The sequence below is a fragment of the Cognatundibacterium squillarum genome (genome assembly GCF_014652435.1).
GTDB lineage: Bacteria > Pseudomonadota > Gammaproteobacteria > Burkholderiales > Burkholderiaceae_D > Undibacterium > Undibacterium squillarum.
In genome coordinates this window covers 99,166-117,922 of the sequence record NZ_BMYU01000001.1, presented here as the reverse complement: position 1 = coordinate 117,922, position 18,757 = coordinate 99,166, and the positions used below count along the sequence as shown (strand labels likewise).

Genomic DNA, 18,757 nt, shown 5'->3' with positions numbered 1-18,757 from the left:
GGCCTGTTTCTATCTAATCTTATTGACGATAGTCAGGCATAAAAAAAGGAAGCCCGTGCTTCCTTTTTTTATTTTTAATACCTTACTGATTATTTTTGCTCATCCGGTTTGCGGAAATCATAAACCTCAAAATCAATCAGATTGCCGTTTTCAGGTTCAGGTTCCGGCTGGGCAGCTTGCGTCGCCATCGGATCTTTGGGCAATTGCCTTGGTGGCAATGTCGATGCATGCAGGGAAGGCAAACCACCATGCGCACGGGACTTTTCAAGCTCATGCGCAATTGAAATTAACAACAAAATATCGCGGTACACCGGCAATTCGAAACCCATGCGCTTACCATCACGATCGTCAACAAGCAAACTTTCGAGGAAAGGAATCGCTTCATTGGTATCCCAGATTGCGCAGATCCGTTTTACCAGATGCTCAAAGTCATCCAGTTGACGAGGATTCAACGTTCCAGGATCAGTTTCAAACTCCGGAATATTTGCATTAAAGAAGACTACGAAACGATCACGCAATTCGTCATATTCGGCTTTCTTTCCGACCATCCGGTACAGATCCAGCAGATACAGCCAGGGTACCGGAGAATCCGGATGGTCCACGTCCAGTTGCGGCTCAAGAATTTCAATTGCCCGCTCCGGATCATTCACAGACATCCAGAACTCTGCTTCCTGCGTCACATCAGAAATTTCCTCGACCTTCATCGTATTCCCTTTGGGGGTCGCGAAGAAGTTAAAGGTACTGCTGTTGGTATCTTCAAGGCTTGGTGAGTAGGTGCGACCGAAAACCGAGTGCGTCTCCAGATTACCAAGATCCCGCTCTTTGGTCTGCGAAACGGTACGCAAACGCGAATCAGTTTTTGCAGTGATGACTTGTGACGGCATTTCCGGCAACTCTGCGACAGCACTTAAATGCGGTTCTGTCGCATACGTAGCCTGCACGCTGTTAACCAGTTCTTCAATATTTTTACGCGGTTCCGGTTCAACTTTTGCAGGCGTCTGCTCCCACCAGCTACCGGGATGCGTTCGGTGCAATCGACGTACATAGGCATACAACAACCCCGACGACGCCAGCGCTGCCGCCAGCAATCCGCTCAAAGCCCACATCCAGCTTTCAGACACGGAGTTTTCACGCAATTCTTCAAGCTGCGCTTTTTCCAGCTGCAATTGTTTTTTCAATTGCCCGGCTTCCTTTTGCAGCGTATCAGCACGGCTTTGGTCTGCTTTGGATGCTGTTTGCACTTCTGCAGGCGCAACGGCTTCGCCACGCAGCATTGCTGAAAAATGCGCCTGCGCCTGACGCAGCTCCTCAACATCCTGCGCTCCGGACTTGTTGTTCGCGGCACCCAGTGTCAGGGACTGCGACATTTTCATCCCTTGCGCAATCATTTCCACCTGATCCGACAGCTTCAGCGTATCCTGCGCCGCGGCGGGTTTTGGCGCACGTTCTGCCCGGCTTTTTTTCGACTCAGATGTTTTGGGCTGATGCCGCTGACTGACAATTTCCGATGCTGTGGCTGCACCACCTTCTGATGCCGGTGTTTTCACTTTAGGCGCAGCACGTTCAGCGGCTACCTGGGTACGGGCATTTGGCGAGGCGGATGCAATCGCTGCAGTTTCTACAGCATTTCCACCCGGATCCAGCAATAACAAATATTCACGGCTGAGCTGGACTTCACATGCCACTTTCATTACCAGCTTGATCGCTGGTTCATGGATAGGCTTGCGGCTTTGAAAAGAAACACTGACTGCATTTGTGCGTTGCGTGAGCGCAATGTTGACCGGAGAAATAAAAATCCCGTCCGGCGTTTCGACCTGCGCCTGCAAACAGGAACTGTCCAGCATCAGGGCATCCGGCCCGGTCATTTCCAGCTGGCCTTTGAACGGCTGGCCGAGATAAGACTGCGTCCGCAAGCCGCTGAGCGCAACGGCTCCGGCCTCTTCAGCTGCCATCAGCCCGATAATTCCGGACAACAGCAAGGTCAGCGTTGATTTGCGAAACGGAATAATGATGAGGTCCTTTACTATAAAACATCCGGCCTGCCGGAAAATTACCGCTACAAAACTCCGTATTTATATCAAAGTTGCAACGTCCATGAAAATGTCAGACGAGCAATGTTTTCCATTGTTGCAACATTATTTATCATTTGTTTGCAACTTATGCAGTACGACTAAGAATACCTAATTCCGATTGAATTTATCGAGTATTTTTTTTGATATTCCTCGAACAATATTAACTTCCTCTGCCTCCAGTCCGCTGCGCGCAAACATACGTTTAATTCTCGGCATCAGTTTTTTCGGATTCTCAGGATCCAGAAAGCCGATTGCAACAAGTGCCTGCTGTAAATGTGCATACATGCCATCAATCTGCTCCGCGGTTGCCGGTAAATTCAAAAGCTCACCAGCAGGTTTTACATTTGTCGCGGAATCATCGCAAATCGCCTGACGTAACTCGTACGCAACAACCTGAATGGCCTGCGCGAGATTCAGTGAAGAATAATCGGGGTTCGCCGGAATATTAATCAGTTGCTGACTGTTGATCACAATCTCATTCGGCAGACCGTAACGTTCATTCCCGAACACCACAGCGACGTCTCCGCTCAATGCAGCAGCATGTGCAGCAAATGCGCGCGGTGTCACCACCGGCGGCGAATATTCACGCAAACGGGCACTGACAGCCGCCATGTGCACCACCCCCTCCAGTGCTTCTGCAATATCACCGACAATACGCGCCGACGACAGTACATCGGTCGCGCCGCTGGCAAACGCAATCGCTTCCGGATGCGTCAGTACATCGGGAAAACGCGGATTGACAATGATCAGTTGATGAAAACCCATAGTCTTTATGGCACGCGCGGCAGCGCCGACATTGCCGGGCTGACTGGTTTCCACCAGAATAAATCGGACTTTTGCGTACGGGCTGGTATCAGTTTGTTCGGACTTCATTTAAAATAGCGGGTAATCGCGCCTGCGCGCATGTTCTTTTTCACTGTATATCATCACATACTGACCGGATTACTACCGGATCAGTGTGTTGTCATTTTATCGGAATATTTATGCACCCAATGCTCAATACGGCTATTAAAGCCGCTCGCCGCGGCGCCGCCGTCATTAATCGCGCTACTTTCGACCTCGATCGCATCGGCGTTACTGAAAAATACTTCAACGACTTCGTCACCGACGTTGATAAATCTGCTGAAGCAGCCATTATCGAAGTTCTCAAAACCGCTTACCCAGACCACGCAATTCTGGCTGAAGAGTCGGGTGCATCCGCTAATCTGCATGATGAAAACGAGTACGTCTGGATCATCGATCCGCTGGACGGCACGACCAACTTTATCCACGGCTTCCCGCAATACTGCGTATCCATCGCCCTGCAACACAAAGGCGTCATCACTCAGGCCGTGGTGTACGACCCAACCCGCAATGAAATGTTCACCGCCAGCAAAGGCGCAGGCGCGTTCCTGAACGAAAAACGCGTACGCGTTACCCGTTGCGACAAAATCTCTGCTGCACTGATCGGTACCGGCTTCCCTTCCCGTGATCTGTCCGGTCTGGAACAGTACATGGACATGTTCAAAGTCATGACACCAAAATGCCAGGGTCTGCGCCGTGCAGGTTCTGCTGCACTGGATCTGGCCTACGTTGCTGTTGGCCGTTTCGACGGTTTCTTTGAAAAAGGTCTGGCACCGTGGGATATCGCTGCAGGCTCCCTGCTGGTCACGGAAGCCGGTGGTATCGTAGGTAACTTCTCCGGCGAAGCCGACTACCTGCACAAAGGCGATGTACTGGCTGGCACACCGAAAGTATTCGGCCAGATGGTTCACTTGCTGAGCCCGTTTGCCGCCAGCGCCAAATCTGCCTGATTCCCTACCGGTTTTCAGCACACCACAACGCCGGATTAGCCTCGCTGATCCGGCGTTTTAGTTCCGGCAAGCCGCATTACCCTGCCACCACAGTCCGCAATCCAATTTTCGCTGTAGAAGATGACAAAAGACACCAGCAAACACACGCCGATGATGCAGCAGTATTTACGCATCAAAGACGACCATCCGCATACCCTCGTGTTTTACCGTATGGGAGATTTTTACGAACTGTTTTTTGAAGACGCTGAAAAAGTCTCACGCCTGCTTGGCATTACGCTGACGCAGCGCGGCAGTTCCGGTGGCGAGCCGATCAAAATGGCAGGTGTCCCGTTTCATTCGCTGGATGGCTATCTGGCAAAGCTGGTCAAACTTGGTGAATCTGCTGCGATTTGCGAACAGATCGGTGATCCGGCCACTTCCAAAGGCCCGGTTGAGCGCAAAGTCATGCGTATCGTGACACCCGGCACGCTGACCGATTCCGATCTGTTACCGGAAAAATCCGAACGCCCGCTGCTGGCAATTTGTCTGCAGCAAAGCCGCAAAACCGTGCAAGCGGGTCTGGCATGGTTATCGCTGGCCAGCGGCAATCTGCGCCTGATGGAAATTTCTTCTGATGAAAAAAATATTCAGAAGTTGTTACTGCAGGAATTAGAACGCATTTCTCCGGCAGAAATTCTGGTTTCCGCCGGCACCCTGTTCACCGATGAATTTCATGCGCAGTTATCCGGCAAGCTGACGGACGTACCGGACTGGCATTTCGATATCAAGCAAGGCGAGGCCGCCTTAAAAACCCAGCTCGGCACCACCAGCCTGACCGGTTTCGGTATTGAAAACCTGCAGGCAGCGCTGGGCGCGAGCGGTGCTATTCTGCGTTACGCAGAAAACACCCAGGGCAAAGGCTTGCGCCATGTGAATCAGGTGCAGGTGGAAACCGAAGATGCCTACATCGGCATCGACAGCGCCACCCGCCGCAATCTGGAAATCACCGAAACCCTGCGCGGACAGGAATCGCCAACGTTATTCTCGCTGCTCGATCACTGCAAAACAGCGATGGGTTCGCGCCTGCTGCGCCACTGGCTGCACCATCCTTTACGTAATCAGGCGATTGCCGCTGAACGCCAGCAAGCCATTGCATCGCTGATGCAATCCGATCAGGCAGATGCCATCCGCAATGCGCTGAACCTGATTCCGGACGTGGAACGCATCACGACACGCATCGCCCTGCAATCTGCCCGTCCGCGTGATTTATCCGCACTGCGTGACGGCTTACGCCATTTACCGGCGTTGAAAGAAGCACTGCAGATCAGCACTTCCGTTGCTGCCGCTGCGATGCTGGACGCCCTGAGCAAAGAATTATCCTCGCCGGAAGCCTGCGATACCCTGTTGCAGCGCGCGTTACTGGAAACACCGGCAACAATGGTGCGCGACGGCGGCGTGATCGCAAATGGCTACGACAGCGAGCTGGACGAATTACGCGCCCTGTCTGAAAACGCCGGCCAGTTCCTGACCGAACTGGAAGCCAGCGAACGCGAACGCACAGGTATCGCCAATCTGCGCGTGGAATACAACCGCGTGCATGGTTTTTATATCGAAGTTACCAACGGTCAGGCCGACAAAGTCCCGGAAAACTACCGCCGTCGCCAGACCCTGAAAAACGCCGAACGCTATATCACGCCGGAACTGAAAGCCTTTGAAGACAAAGCGCTGTCCGCGCAGGAACGCGCCCTGTCACGCGAGAAGTTCCTGTATGAACAATTGCTGCAGGAACTGATGCCGCATATCCGTCAGCTGCAGGAAATCGCCCGCGCGGTCGCCAGTACCGATGTACTGGTTGCACTGGCCAGCCATGCCGCCCGCCATCAGTGGAGCCGCCCGCATCTGGTGGCGCAGCCTTCGCTGCAAATTCATCAGGGCCGTCATCCTGTGGTGGAACAACAGATCGAGCGCTTCATCGCCAACGATTGCTTACTCAGCCCGGAAAAACGCTTCCTGCTGATTACCGGCCCGAACATGGGCGGTAAATCCACCTTTATGCGTCAGGTTGCGCTGATCACCCTGCTCGCCTACATCGGCAGCTATGTGCCAGCCGACAGCGCCACCATCGGCCCGATCGACCGCATCTACACCCGTATCGGCGCAGCTGACGATCTGGCAGGCGGCCGCTCTACTTTCATGGTGGAAATGACCGAATCCGCCGCGATTCTGAACGGCGCGACCGAACACTCGCTGGTGCTGATGGATGAAGTCGGCCGTGGTACATCCACGTTTGATGGTCTGGCGCTGGCATGGGCAATCAGCCGCCACCTGATCCAGCACACCCGCAGCTTCACCCTGTTTGCGACGCATTATTTTGAACTGACGCAATTGCCGGACACCCACAGTAGCGCCAGCAATGTGCATCTGGCTGCGGTAGAACACAAAGAAAGCATCGTGTTCCTGCACGCGGTGCAACCCGGCCCCGCATCGCAAAGTTACGGCTTGCAAGTCGCCCAGCTTGCCGGTATTCCGCAAAGCGTGATCAAAAACGCGCGCAAACATCTGGCAGAACTGGAAGCGCACGCCGTCCACAGCAACAACCAGTTCGACCTGTTCGCCGCTGCCGCCGTAGCCGATGCTGACGAACCCGACGAGCAAACCAGCGCCCCGCAACTCAGCGATGAAGAATTACAGGCACTGGACTTACTGAAAAACAGCGACCCCGACAGCCTCACACCGCGTCAGGCACTGGACTTGCTGTATCAACTGAAAAAAGACCTGTAAAACGTCTTTCCTGTTTCTCCGCTGTCCTCTGTCGGTCAGCACAGCTTTGACGTGATCGCTGACCACGAAGAAAAAGCCCCGCTTCTCTCATAGAAATGCGGGGCTTTTTGTTATCAGCGCCAATAAATATTCTTATATCCAGCGAGGCACTCTCAGCACCCTCAAAAATGCCTCAAATGCGGTGTTCAGCACAGCAATCTGGCTGTCGTCGGCAGAAAGTCTGGCCTTGCGGGAAATTGAAATGACGATATTTGCATATAAGTCAGAACCAACCGCCGTTATACGTTTTTTTAGCCGCAACTCAGTATCACTCCCAATCGGCGCATTGCAATGCGCCCTACCCATTACACCTTACCGCGTTGAATCAACTGCCCAGCAATCGTCCAGTAAACGTCCAAATCCGATACTTCCAAGTTGTCTACGGTATCAGTGCCACCAAGAAATAACGGCTTCTTGTAACCGATACATTGATTGACTGCAGGCGGCAGACCTCCACATTCCAACCATTGTTGGTAAAAACTCGCCGCCAGTGCTTCCTCTCGATACTGAATCAATTCATTCTCATGGAAAGTTTCGATGTTACAGGGAATCTCCAGCGCCTCGGCGGTCCCCGGCTCAAGCATTAAAACTCCTGGATGACCATCTTCGAGCCTTGCAGAATCAACAGCAAAAACACGCCCTAACCAATCCACAGCGAAACACGTTATGCGACCCGAGAAGCTAGGGAAAGCATCCAGAACCAAGTCATTCCAATAAGCGACATTATTCAGAGGAATGATGCGGTAAATCCCTTTATTAAAGGATTTGCCCCCATAACAAATCAATAATTCACTGACTTGATTATCTCCAAGCGAAACCTTAGTTGGTTCCGCTGCAGTTTGGGAAATTCCTGCATCGGGAAAAAATACGGTCTTGAAAATATCAAACATTTGTTAATCTCCAATCGTAACCCGATTGATTCGCGTACCCGGAGGTAGATTTTTAATTTGCTGTTGTACCTGAGCGCCAAGGCTACGGTTAACACTGGAATCAAGCGACCACAAATTATCAGCTGTTTTCCTGCCACCTAATTGCAAGTCGACCATATGATCTATGTCGCGTCCCGATGGAACTTGCTCGGCTCAACGATACCGATTCATTGCTGCATCAGTCCCCACTCGATCCGAATTAGTTACAACTGTTGGTGCATCATTCAGGATTTGGGCTTTTGCAGCAGCTTCAGCCCGTTGCGCTTCGGTCCAACCCGGTTTGTATTTAAGAGCGAGGTCAACCTCTGCAGTGTTTGTGACATAAGTTCAGCCACCCGTCATAAGCAAAGATCGTATTACAAACAACAGAGCGCTTACGTACCAGTAACACGCCGAACCCGATGATTTTACCGTTTTAACATCAAAATGCGGTGTTCAGCATAGCAACTCCGCTGTCGTCGGCAGAAAGTCCGGGCTTACGGGAAGCATGGATGATGATTTCTGCACAAAATACTTGTCAGGCGGGATGATCAAAATACGGTTCAGCGTCTTTTTTTCGCCTTTGTATAAGAGTGAAGCGCGCCGAAAAAGAAAAATACGGAAGCCAGCAGCATTTCTCCGCTGAGTTTGTTCGATTCGCGCCAGGTTTCAGCCAGTTTCGTTAGTCCGAATAAGCCACCCAGACCGAAGCCCAGCATCGTCACAGCGACGATCAGGCTGACGATCGTCCAGAACAGATATACGGCATAGCCAGCACCGACCGGACGATAACTGACGCGGCCTTTCACATGCTGCTGCCCCGTCGCGGGTGTTTCCTTCAGCTCAGCGGCAAGCGTTGCCATGATTTGCAATATCGCTTCCCACTCGCCCGGCCTGATTTGTTTAGCCGGGACAGCCATATAAATAGCTTCGGAATCAACTGAAACCTGTAACCGTGCGTCATATTGTCTGACCCGCCCGATATCGGCAATTTGCGGCTGCCGGAATGCAGACTGATGGCGCAATACAAAGAAGGTGGTATTGGCAGTCTGGCCGTTATCAGCCATCAAACCGTAAGCGCGGTGCTGCATATCGATGATCACGACATCAAAACCGGCTCTTTGCGCTTCAATAATCGACACCGGCTTGTAATTTTCCAGATCAATCAAATCCCACAAGGGCGAAGTAAATTTTTGCAGATATTTCATGGAAGGTTCGACATGTTCAGCCATCTTACTTCTCCATGAATTTATCTAAATCCTGTTGGTCTTTGCTTGCTTTCTGACTGAAGAAATATCCGAAGGGAAACGCCAGTAAGGCCAGAATCAGCCCGGTCAGCGAGGGTTTTCCCGAACCAATGACATAAACAAGCAGCGCAGCAAGTAACAAGCCGGCGCGCGCCGTGGTTTCCGTGAACATTTTGAAAACCACTCCTAACACGCCGCCCGCCACCAGCATGCCAATCAAAAAGATCAAGGGAAGATACACCAGGCTGATTAAGATACCTGCCCCCTGATGCAAACCGGGGTCACGCAGATACTGCGCACTGGCTGCCCAAAAACCGTATAACACGGCCACGGAAAAAATGGCTGCTGACCAGACCGGTGGAGCTTGTTTTGACATAGATATCCTGTTGGCGAATCGACAGATTGTAACCCACCACAACTCTGATTACGGGTGAATGAAATCAGAAAAGCCCGCCCGTGCTACACGATTCGACGGGAGGCGATTGAATGGCAGACCTGTGTCTAACGCGGCTGTACCAGTCCATTGCGAGACTCAGAACAGGCCTGCATTGATTGTAGCCGGTGAATTGCCCGGAACTACCCAATGCAGTACACCACCATCGAACTGACTCAGCCCGTGAACAAAAAGAGGTTCAGGAAAGTGTAATGCCAGCCATGATGGCGGGATAACTTTCCAGGTGATTTCATCGAACCGATACGGAAAATTTTCCCGATTTGGATTCGGTGTGTGGACATAAATCGCATCCTCCCCTGAGTCATTTTCATCGGCAATGAACCAGCACTGACTGGGCTGCCCCCAAGCCGATAGTTCTGCCAACACCTTTTAGAAGTATTGCCGGGAAACCGAGAGGCACACGGAACGCGCATTCGCATTCGTATTACCTATGCCGTGAATGTCCGGATGCCAGTGCATCAACTCGAACCAAGAGCCGGACCTCAGCTCGAGCGAGAATGCATCAGACGCCACTTGCAACTGCTGAAGTTCTTATGCGAGGTTCATGTGATCCAACTTTCGATATGCACCGTGTCGTGTGACAACTAAGGATAATTTCTTACCCTTCGGGAAAAATCCATCAGGTTGGGTTAATACGGAGAACTACTTTACAGAAACTTCATCAGCGGCTCGCAACATCACTTCAAAGAACTTGCGTTCAGGCTCTGCTGCGCATGTCGCAATGGTTTTGGAAATTACCGTCTTCCTGCCCGCGACAATAGGCATGCGTTTTTCGTTTTTGACGATGAGAAACAACGCGCCCGTCGCAATGCTAAACAGTTCAAGATCTTCGGACTTCTTCTCGGGAAAAACGGACCTGAAATAGGCAAGGTCCACGTTTAAGTCTTCACACGACTTTTTGCCAAGATCTGTCACGACGTCCTTGCTGAACTTGACCGGCACAAGGACTGACGAGTAGCGCGGCGTGCCGGAGTCCGTAGTTTGCTGAAGGGAAAGCTTCCTGACGATGGAGAGCGCGATCTCATCAAGCTGATCAGAGCGAGATGTCGTTCGGACAGCCGTGCTTACCGGAGTTCCGTCAGGGTTAAAGGCAACCAGAACAAATGCAGTGCCCTGGACGCCTGTTTTGACCAGCTCCGCCGGATATTCCTGATCGTCCGGGTACACCACTATTTCCCTTGCCCGAGCTGGGCGAGGTTCGGTTGGTACTGAAGCGGTTTGCTCTTGAGACCATGCAATGACAGGCGCTATGAGTGCAGCCAGCAGAATAAGGTACTTAGACATGCGCATTTCTTTCGGAGTGCTTAAATGATTTATATTGAAATATGCAAATATAATCACTTCACGCATGCCACTCAACAGAATTTACACTCTTAAATTTTAATAACAATACACATTAGTGTTAGCGATACCGATGTTAAATTTCGAGTATATGGTCGCAATTAACCCGAATATCCCCTGCGGCTCCGGTTTATTCCATCAATTAATCAATAAAAAATTTAACATGCCTGCGTATTAGACACGCTGTAGCCAGATCCTCAGTTACTACGCGCGGTAACGCTTACGCGAGCAGGTGTTTACCTCCCTACCCGACTCTCACTTACCACCAATGCCTCACTCAGCGTCATCAATACCCTGAAACCCAGTATTTAACCTTTTTATCCCGCAAATGCGGTGTTCAGCATAGCACTTCGGCTGTCATCGGCAGAAAGTCCGGGCTTGCGGGAATGCCAGATGACGATTCCTGCAAAGTACGAACACAGGAAACGGGTCGGCTTGTGTTGTGGTTGCGGAAGACAAATGCGGGCCTTGCCTGCAAAACGGGGAATGAAGCGAATGAAGCGCGTGAAAAAGCAGGTGCTTCGGGAAGGTGTGAGGACGAAAAACATCAGGCAGACCGTGTCTGCTGGTCTGCCTGATGTGTGGATTGCCGGATTACTGCGCGGCTTTGGCGCGGGCGGCGTGGAGTTTTTTGTAGCTGTCGAGCAGGCGCTGGTGGCGGTCCAGGCCTTCCAGCTTCATGCTGGTTGGCGTCAGGCCGTAGAAACGGACGCTGCCATCTACCGATCCAAGGACGGCGTCCATGCGGGCATCACCGAACATGCGGCGGAAGTTGTTGACGTAATCATCCAGCTCCATGTCGTCACTGAGGATGATTTCCAGCACGGCGCTCATTGCCTGATAGAACAGACCACGGTCGACGGTGTTGTCGTTGTATTGCAGGAAGGCGCTTACCAGTTCCTGCGCTTCTTCAAAGTCTTGCAGGGCAAGATTGATCAGCAGGCGCAGTTCCAGCACGGTCAGTTGGCCCCAGACGGTGTTTTCATCGAACTCGATACCGATCAGGGATGCAACATCGCCGTAATCATCCAGCTCATTGTTTTCCAGACGATCCAGCAGTGCTTCCAGCTGTTCGTCGTCAAGGCGATGGATATTCAGCACATCTTCGCGGAACAGCAGGGATTTGTTGGTGTTATCCCAGATCAGATCTTCCACCGGATAGACTTCCGAATAGCCCGGCACCAGAATACGGCAGGCGGTTGCGCCGAGCTGGTCGTAGACGGCGGTGTACACTTCCTTGCCCATGTCTTTGAGGATGCCGAGCAGCGTTGCGGCTTCGTCGGCATTCGAGTTTTCACCGTGACCGGAGAAATCCCATTCCACGAATTCATAATCGGCTTTGGCACTGAAGAAGCGCCATGACACCACGCCGCTGGAATCGATGAAGTGTTCAACGAAGTTATACGGCTCGGTCACGGCTTCGCTGGCGAAAGTCGGGCGCGGTAAATCGTTCAGGCCTTCAAAGCTACGGCCCTGCATCAGTTCAGTCAGACTGCGTTCCAGCGCGACTTCCAGACTAGGGTGCGCGCCGAAAGAGGCAAACACGCCGCCGGTACGCGGGTTCATCAGCGTTACACACATCACCGGATACTGGCCACCGAGCGACGCATCTTTGACCAGCACCGGAAAGCCCTGCTCTTCCAGCCCTTTGATGCCTTCCACGATGCCCGGATATTTCGCCAGCACGTCCTGCGGCACGTCTGGCAAGGCGATTTCGCCCTCCAGAATTTCACGCTTGACGGCGCGTTCAAAAATTTCAGACAAGCACTGCACCTGCGCTTCCGCCAGCGTGTTACCGGCGCTCATACCGTTACTGGCGTACAGGTTTTCAATCAGGTTGGACGGGAAATACACGGTCTTGCCATCAGATTCACGTACAAACGGCAGCGAGCAAATGCCGCGTTCCGTGTTGCCGGAATTGGTATCGATCAGATGGGAACCGCGCAGTTCGCCGTCCGGATCATAAATGCCGCGTGTGTAATCATCGAGAATTTCTTTCGGCAGCGCATCTTTGCGGCCCGGCTTGAACCATTGCTCATTCGGATAATGCACAAACGCCGCATTGGCGATTTCTTCGCCCCAGAAAGCACCGGCGTAGAAATGGTTATTGCTGATCCGTTCGATGTATTCGCCCAGCGCTGAAGCCAGCGCGCTTTCTTTGGTTGCACCTTTGCCGTTCGTAAAGCACATCGGTGAATGCGCATCACGAATATGCAAAGACCAGACATTCGGTACGATATTGCGCCACGAAGCGATTTCAATTTTGATGCCCAGATTCGCCAGCACGGAAGACATATTCGCGATGGTTTGCTCCAGCGGCAAATCTTTACCCGGGATATAGGTCGTGGCGCCGGCTTCCGGATTCAGTGTCAGCAAGGCTTGTGCGTCAGCATCCAGATTCGCGACTTCTTCAATGACAAATTCCGGGCCGGTTTGCACGACTTTTTTAACCGTGCAGCGGTCAATCGAACGCAGAATGCCTTCGCGGTCTTTTTCTGAAATATCCGGTGGTAATTCGACCTGAATTTTAAATATTTGCTGATAACGGTTTTCCGGATCAACAATATTATTTTGCGATAAACGGATATTTTCTGTTGGGATATTGCGAGTATTGCAATACAACTTCACAAAATAAGCCGCACATAAAGCAGACGACGCCAGAAAATAGTCAAACGGCCCCGGCGCGGAACCATCGCCTTTATACCGGATAGGCTGATCCGCGATCACCGTGAAATCATCGAATTTGGCTTCGAGGCGAAGCTTATCGAGAAAGTTGACTTTAATTTCCATAAAAATAATTCCAAAAACTGGTCGTTAAAAGAAGTGCTCGCAGAATGCTTTAATACTAGTCAGAATTAATTATCTTTTTTAAATTACAAAAAGATAAAACTCCGGTGCTGCGGCACTCTTCAGGTAAAAACAAAATCCGTTTGCGCTGCGATGCCGGACTGCGTAGTCTTTAGTCCATATGCAGTCATCATCACGATGAACGATGCCCGCATCCGGCTTACAGCATAGCAGCTTCAAAGTGTTGAGCAGAGCGCTGCACCGACAAACTAAGGCTGAACGATTCAGCAAAGGGGCTATCGCAGGCTGCCAAGGGAGCGCGGTGGTCAAATCAAATGCAGCAATTTTCTGCCGGTAAAAAATCCGAGCGCGGATTATCCCATTAAAGACCCGCGCTGGCTGAAAAACCGGCAGAAATGCAGGTCTTTTTTTGCAAAATACGGTGAGATTGCCGGATTTCTTTGCAATGCCTCAGGGAACTGCTGATTTATTCGCCTTTCGGAAATCGGATTCTTTACAAATCAACGGCTTACGCCTGACTCAGCAGTGAAAAAACGATTAAATCAATCTCTTTCCTCGATTAATTCAGATCAGAATCTGTAAATCGGAAAATACAATATATTTCATCGATTCAATCCCGCTAATACTGATCGCCACGGAAATAATGATGAAATTCTGAGCAATTCCATCGATGTTCAACAATTTTTTGCAAATAAAGGGATAGCGAATTAAATAAATACTGTGCAACAATAGCGACTTCAGATTTATTTTTTTACGAAAGAAAACCCATGTCTACTCTTGCTGATATTCAAGCGCAAATCGCCGCACTGCAAATTCAGGCGGAAGAAATCAGAAAAGCGGAATTTGACTCTGTTGTTGCCGACATCAAACAGAAAATCGCATCTTACGGTATCACTGCAAAAGATCTGGGTCTGGACGTTGCGGCACCAGCCGGTAAAAAACGCGGCAGCGTAAAAGGCGAAGTTGCTCCTAAATACCAAAAAGGCGATGACACCTGGTCCGGCCGTGGCAGAACACCACGTTTTATTCAGGACCATATCGCAGCCGGCGGCACGCTGGAAGATTTGCTGATTCAAAAATAAGCCTTCAGGCTGCTGAATCCGGAATCATTGAAATGTAAATTACTGAGCGCTGCTCATTAATTTAATTTCGATCAGGTGAATATCATTCAAGGATATTCACCTGATTTTGTTTTTACGCAGCATTAATGTATTTCCACTTGCGCTTGCATTTACAGGCAGAGTCCGAAAATATTCACTTGCAATTCGTCTGAATGCCGGCTTCCGGAATGCTGATACTGTCTTGAGCAGCAAGGCAGGCACTGCAATCCCAACTACAAAACATCGCGCCCGCCCTGCATGGGCCAAACGATGCAATTCCTTATTTTTTACAACTCACCTGCCTGAAGAGCAGATTTTTTCGCTGAAAATCCCTAAATGCGGTGTTTAGCACAGGCGTGTGGCGCTCGTCGGCAGAAAGTCCGGGCTTCCGGAAATCAACGATGACGATCTCAGCATAAAAAGTCGTTTCGGCACGCTGAAAAACAAAAAGCACCGCATTAAGTTTGCGGTGCTTTTTGTGGGCATGCGGAGAAATCATCCCGCTCTGCCAGTCCTGACGACCTGTGTCAGGCCGCAGGCAAGAGCATCAGTGCAGATGCACGGTGCGGTACTGGTCGTCACCATCCGGATCTTCATCACCGTGATCGTGACCATGCTCACCATGCACGTGGCCGTGCGCGATTTCTTCGTCAGACGCTGCTCGCACCGCTTCCACTTTCAGCGCAAAGCGCAGTGCCATACCGGCCAGCGGATGATTGCCATCCAGCACGACTTTACCTTCTTCGATATCTGTTACGGTGAAAATATGCGCTTCGCCTTCTGCTTCATCTTCCGGTGTGCCTTCAAACTGCATACCGACTTCCAGACCTTCAGGGAAACGGTCACGCGCTTCGATTTTCAGCAACTGGGCATCGTAGTCGCCGAACGCATCTTCCGGTTCCAGCTGTACGCGGGTTTCAAAGCCGGCTTCTTTGCCATCCAGGGCTTCTTCAATTTTAGGGAAAATGTTATCGTATCCCCCGTGAAGATAAACCATAGGCTCTTGACCTTCCTCAATCAGATTGTCTTCTGCGTCCGTTAATGTGTAGCGGACTGTAACAACCGAGTTTTTGACAATCTTCATAGCGTTTCCTTTAAATGAATATGCGGACAGGCCGGATTATAACCTTCAGCCCTGTCTGCCGACTTTTCCTGATCAGAAGTTATGAAAAAAAAATCCCTGCCACTTACCCTCCTCGGCGGTCTGACCGTTGAACAATTTTTCAGCGAGTACTGGCACAAAAAACCTTTACTGATCCGGCAAGCAATCCCGGGCTTTAAGCCACTGTTAAGCAAAAAAGATTTATTTACGCTGGCGGGCCGCGATGATGTGGAATCGCGCCTGATTTCATCGTTTGGCAATCACTGGGAATTATCGAAAGGCCCGTTCGACCGTTTGCCGGTTGAAGAGCCGAAAGAATGGACCGTGCTGATTCAGGGCGTGAATCTGCACAATGAAAAAGCTGATGCGCTGCTGCGCCAGTTCAATTTCGTCCCGTCTGCCCGGCTGGATGATCTGATGATCAGTTACGCAGCCGATGGTGGCGGCGTTGGCCCGCATTTTGATTCATATGACGTATTTCTGCTGCAAGCCCACGGTCAGCGCCGCTGGCGCATCGGCGCACAGAAAGACCTGAGCCTGATCGACGGTATGCCGCTGAAAATTCTGCGCAACTTCAAACCGGAAGTCGAATATGTGCTGGAACCGGGCGATATGCTGTATCTGCCGCCACACTATGCGCATGACGGCATTGCCGAAGGCGAATGCATGACGTATTCGATCGGTTTCCGTACTCCGCATTATCAGGAACTGGCTGAAAGCTTTCTGAATTTCAAATCGGAAACTGTGGAATTACCCGGTCGTTATGCTGATCCTGAACTCGAACCGGTCACGCATCCGGCGGAATTACAGGATGCCATGATTGACAAAGTACTGGCAGAAATCGAAAAAATTCGCTTCTCCCGCGAAGATATGACACTGTTCCTCGGCGAATATCTGACTGAACCGAAACCAAGCGTGTTTTTTGATCCGCCACGCCGCCCGCACAGCCAGAAGAAATTTGCCGAGCTGGCAAAAAACAACGGCGTGAAGTTGGCGCTGAAATCCATCATGCTGTATCAGGGCAAGCATGTGTTTATCAACGGCGAAGCTTTCAATGTGACGGCGAAAGATAAAACGCTGCTGGCAAAACTGGCCGATCAGCGCGCCCTGACTGGTGCAGAAGTCTGCAAAGCCACACCGGACGTGCTGGACGCGCTATGTATCTGGTATGAAGACGGATGGCTGGTTTTGAATAAATAAGTGCTATTTTGATATGCCGAAAGCTGCATATTTTTGTGCAAAGCACCATTAGATGCTTTTCTCGGTGTAAATATTTCTCTTTTTGACCTTAATTTGCGGCGAATACCTATTCCATTGCCGGAAAAATCATTATAATCGTGGGCTAGGAAACTTTTTCTGTTGCTGCGCAGTTTACTGCGCACTGACAGAGTGGTCAGCCTACAGAGCGATAATTACCGGTAATTATTCATCGCATAATTTTGATCTGTTTTTTTGATATATTTTCAGAAAGTACAAACATGAAAAAATCTCTCTTGCTCGTTTCCATGTTGGCAATCGCACTGGCTGCTTGCGGCAAAAAAGAAGAAGCAGCATCTGCTCCAGCAGCTTCCGCAGTAGCTCCAGCTCCAGCATCTGCACCAGCAGAAGCTCCAGCAGCAGCTCCAGCACCAGCAGCAGCATCTGACGCAGCAGCAGCTTCCGGCGCAGCTCCAGCAGCTTCCGCAACTGCAACTCCAGCATCCAAATAATCTCTGATTATTTGATTTGCTAAAAAGCCGGCGTAAGCCGGCTTTTTTATTACCTGTTTTCGGCGATGCAGCAAATCCGGGGCCTAACCATCCGGAATCCCTCCCGCCCTTACCGGACTCAGCCGATCTTATCACTGGTTTTCCGCGTATTTCACCCGAACAATACCGGAGATTGAAATCAGGATGCCGGTAAGTAAATGCGCAGGCATAAAAAAACGCAGCCAGAAGCTGCGTTTTTTGTATCACCAAGTCAGAGCCTGAGATTACTTCAACTGCTCATTCAACAGTGTCAGGATCTTGGTTGCAACCGGAGAAGTTTCAACCTTTCCGTCGTCGTTATGCACGGAAACGTGACTGGCTTCACCATTGTCACCCGCATTTTTCACCAGAATACGGAAGCGCGGTGTTTTTGCATCGTCTTTAGAGCCAAACGAGAACAGGCGGGAGAAGAAACCTTCGGACGCACCTTTGGTTTTGGCGTCAACATCCTGATCAACATAACGCACGAAGTACACGCCTTGCGAACGATCACGGTCTTCCACGGTGAAACCACCACGGTCCAGCGCCAGACCAACACGACGCCATGAACGGTCGAAAGCTTCGTCGACTTCAACATAAGTCATGTCGCCTTTTTTCAGCACTTTCGAACGGGCTTTCACTTCCGCTGCCGCAGTTACCGAGGACTTCGCAGTTTCAGGATCAGCACCCAGACGCGCCATCAGACGGGACAGGAATTCTGCTTCCAGACTGGCATCATTTGCACGTGCCTGCCAGACCGTGCCATCACGATTTGCGCCGGTGACCACTTCCTGTGCACCACGGTGGCTGATGTAAATTTCGACTTCGCCATTTTGTCCGCGTTCAATACGGGTACGGAACTTGTCGCGTTCACCGGTCGAATACAGAGAATCAATCACTTTACCCAGCGTGTTACGGATAATGTCTTGCGGGATTTTGGCGCGGTTTTCCGCCCAGTCCGTTTCCATCACACCGGCTTCAGGATTTTCAACATTCACCAGAAAACCCAGTTCCTGCCAGAAATCCTTCAGTTGCGGCCACAATGCTTCAGGGCTTTGCTTCACCACCAGCCAGCGCTGCGTGCCATCTTTCATGATACGCATGTCTTTCAGCTGCAATGGCGCAACCGCGACGTTGCCGGACGATGCCTTCTGACCGGATTTTTCAAGGTTGTAACCCGATGCCGTTGCCGTGCTCTTGTTGGCATCCGGAACCGCAAAGCGGCTGTCACGACGGATTTGTGTCAGATCAGGAGGAACTTCCAGGGACACTGTTGTTGCCTTACTGGCGCTTTTATAATCAATTTTATTTGGTTCAACCAGGTTACTAATCGAACTGCATCCGGTCAGACCAATCAACGCTGCCGCGCCAATCACACTGTGTTTCGCAACAATGCTTTTTGCCAT

16 protein-coding genes are annotated in these 18,757 nt (G+C 50.9%); 5 read left to right on the top strand and 11 right to left on the bottom strand.

The window, feature by feature from the left end; genetic code table 11:
• Positions 1-89: 89 nt before the first annotated feature.
• Both IE092_RS00510 and IE092_RS00505 read right to left on the bottom strand, forming a co-directional pair.
• Positions 90-1,952: a type IV pilus assembly protein FimV gene (locus IE092_RS00510; protein ID WP_189355063.1), complete on the bottom strand. Its 1,863-nt coding sequence runs from the start codon at positions 1,950-1,952 to the stop codon at positions 90-92.
• A gap of 228 nt (positions 1,953-2,180) precedes the next feature.
• A complete protein-coding gene (locus IE092_RS00505; protein WP_189355062.1) occupies positions 2,181-2,945 on the bottom strand; it encodes an RNA methyltransferase in 765 nt (254 codons plus the stop codon).
• 119 nt (positions 2,946-3,064) lie between these two features.
• Between IE092_RS00505 and IE092_RS00500 the strand changes: the two genes are divergently transcribed.
• Both IE092_RS00500 and mutS read left to right on the top strand, forming a co-directional pair.
• Complete coding sequence (locus IE092_RS00500; RefSeq protein WP_189355734.1) at positions 3,065-3,865, top strand: inositol monophosphatase family protein; 801 nt, start codon at positions 3,065-3,067, stop codon at positions 3,863-3,865.
• A 120-nt stretch (positions 3,866-3,985) separates the two neighbouring features.
• Complete coding sequence (gene mutS / locus IE092_RS00495; RefSeq protein ID WP_229792954.1) at positions 3,986-6,625, top strand: DNA mismatch repair protein MutS; 2,640 nt, start codon at positions 3,986-3,988, stop codon at positions 6,623-6,625.
• A gap of 344 nt (positions 6,626-6,969) precedes the next feature.
• On the opposite strand, the gene IE092_RS00490 is transcribed toward mutS, so the two are convergent.
• From IE092_RS00490 to IE092_RS00470, 6 genes are all read right to left on the bottom strand, one after another.
• Positions 6,970-7,554, bottom strand: coding sequence for a T6SS immunity protein Tdi1 domain-containing protein (locus IE092_RS00490; RefSeq protein ID WP_189355061.1), 585 nt, complete (start codon positions 7,552-7,554; stop codon positions 6,970-6,972).
• 581 nt (positions 7,555-8,135) lie between these two features.
• Positions 8,136-8,804: a hypothetical protein gene (locus IE092_RS00485; protein ID WP_189355060.1), complete on the bottom strand. Its 669-nt coding sequence runs from the start codon at positions 8,802-8,804 to the stop codon at positions 8,136-8,138.
• Position 8,805: 1 nt separating this feature from the next.
• Positions 8,806-9,150: a hypothetical protein gene (locus tag IE092_RS00480; RefSeq protein WP_189355059.1), complete on the bottom strand. Its 345-nt coding sequence runs from the start codon at positions 9,148-9,150 to the stop codon at positions 8,806-8,808.
• Positions 9,151-9,351: 201 nt separating this feature from the next.
• Positions 9,352-9,636 (bottom strand): hypothetical protein, encoded by a 285-nt coding sequence (locus tag IE092_RS18660; protein WP_229792953.1) that lies wholly within the window; start codon positions 9,634-9,636, stop codon positions 9,352-9,354.
• Positions 9,637-9,915: 279 nt separating this feature from the next.
• Positions 9,916-10,623: an energy transducer TonB gene (locus IE092_RS00475; protein ID WP_189355058.1), complete on the bottom strand. Its 708-nt coding sequence runs from the start codon at positions 10,621-10,623 to the stop codon at positions 9,916-9,918.
• Between the two features lie 585 nt (positions 10,624-11,208).
• Positions 11,209-13,404: an OsmC domain/YcaO domain-containing protein gene (locus tag IE092_RS00470; RefSeq protein WP_189355057.1), complete on the bottom strand. Its 2,196-nt coding sequence runs from the start codon at positions 13,402-13,404 to the stop codon at positions 11,209-11,211.
• 785 nt (positions 13,405-14,189) lie between these two features.
• Between IE092_RS00470 and IE092_RS00465 the strand changes: the two genes are divergently transcribed.
• Complete coding sequence (locus tag IE092_RS00465) at positions 14,190-14,504, top strand: H-NS histone family protein (protein WP_189355056.1); 315 nt, start codon at positions 14,190-14,192, stop codon at positions 14,502-14,504.
• 298 nt (positions 14,505-14,802) lie between these two features.
• On the opposite strand, the gene IE092_RS00460 is transcribed toward IE092_RS00465, so the two are convergent.
• The gene (locus IE092_RS00460; protein WP_189355055.1) at positions 14,803-15,021 is read right to left on the bottom strand and encodes a hypothetical protein; all 219 of its coding nucleotides are present in this window, start codon (positions 15,019-15,021) and stop codon (positions 14,803-14,805) included.
• A gap of 48 nt (positions 15,022-15,069) precedes the next feature.
• Positions 15,070-15,606: an FKBP-type peptidyl-prolyl cis-trans isomerase gene (locus IE092_RS00455; RefSeq protein WP_189355054.1), complete on the bottom strand. Its 537-nt coding sequence runs from the start codon at positions 15,604-15,606 to the stop codon at positions 15,070-15,072.
• Positions 15,607-15,687: 81 nt separating this feature from the next.
• Here IE092_RS00455 and IE092_RS00450 point away from each other — a divergent pair, with 81 nt between their 5' ends.
• Positions 15,688-16,824 carry a cupin domain-containing protein gene (locus tag IE092_RS00450; protein ID WP_189355053.1) on the top strand — a complete coding sequence of 379 codons (1,137 nt, stop codon included), beginning with the start codon at positions 15,688-15,690 and terminating at the stop codon, positions 16,822-16,824.
• 278 nt (positions 16,825-17,102) lie between these two features.
• Positions 17,103-17,333, top strand: a complete 231-nt coding sequence (locus IE092_RS18655) for a hypothetical protein (protein WP_229793019.1) — start codon at positions 17,103-17,105, stop codon at positions 17,331-17,333.
• Positions 17,334-17,596: 263 nt separating this feature from the next.
• Here the strand turns inward: IE092_RS18655 and bamC are convergent, their stop codons facing one another.
• Entirely contained in the window at positions 17,597-18,757 is a 1,161-nt protein-coding gene (bamC, locus tag IE092_RS00440; RefSeq protein WP_189355051.1) for an outer membrane protein assembly factor BamC, read from the bottom strand.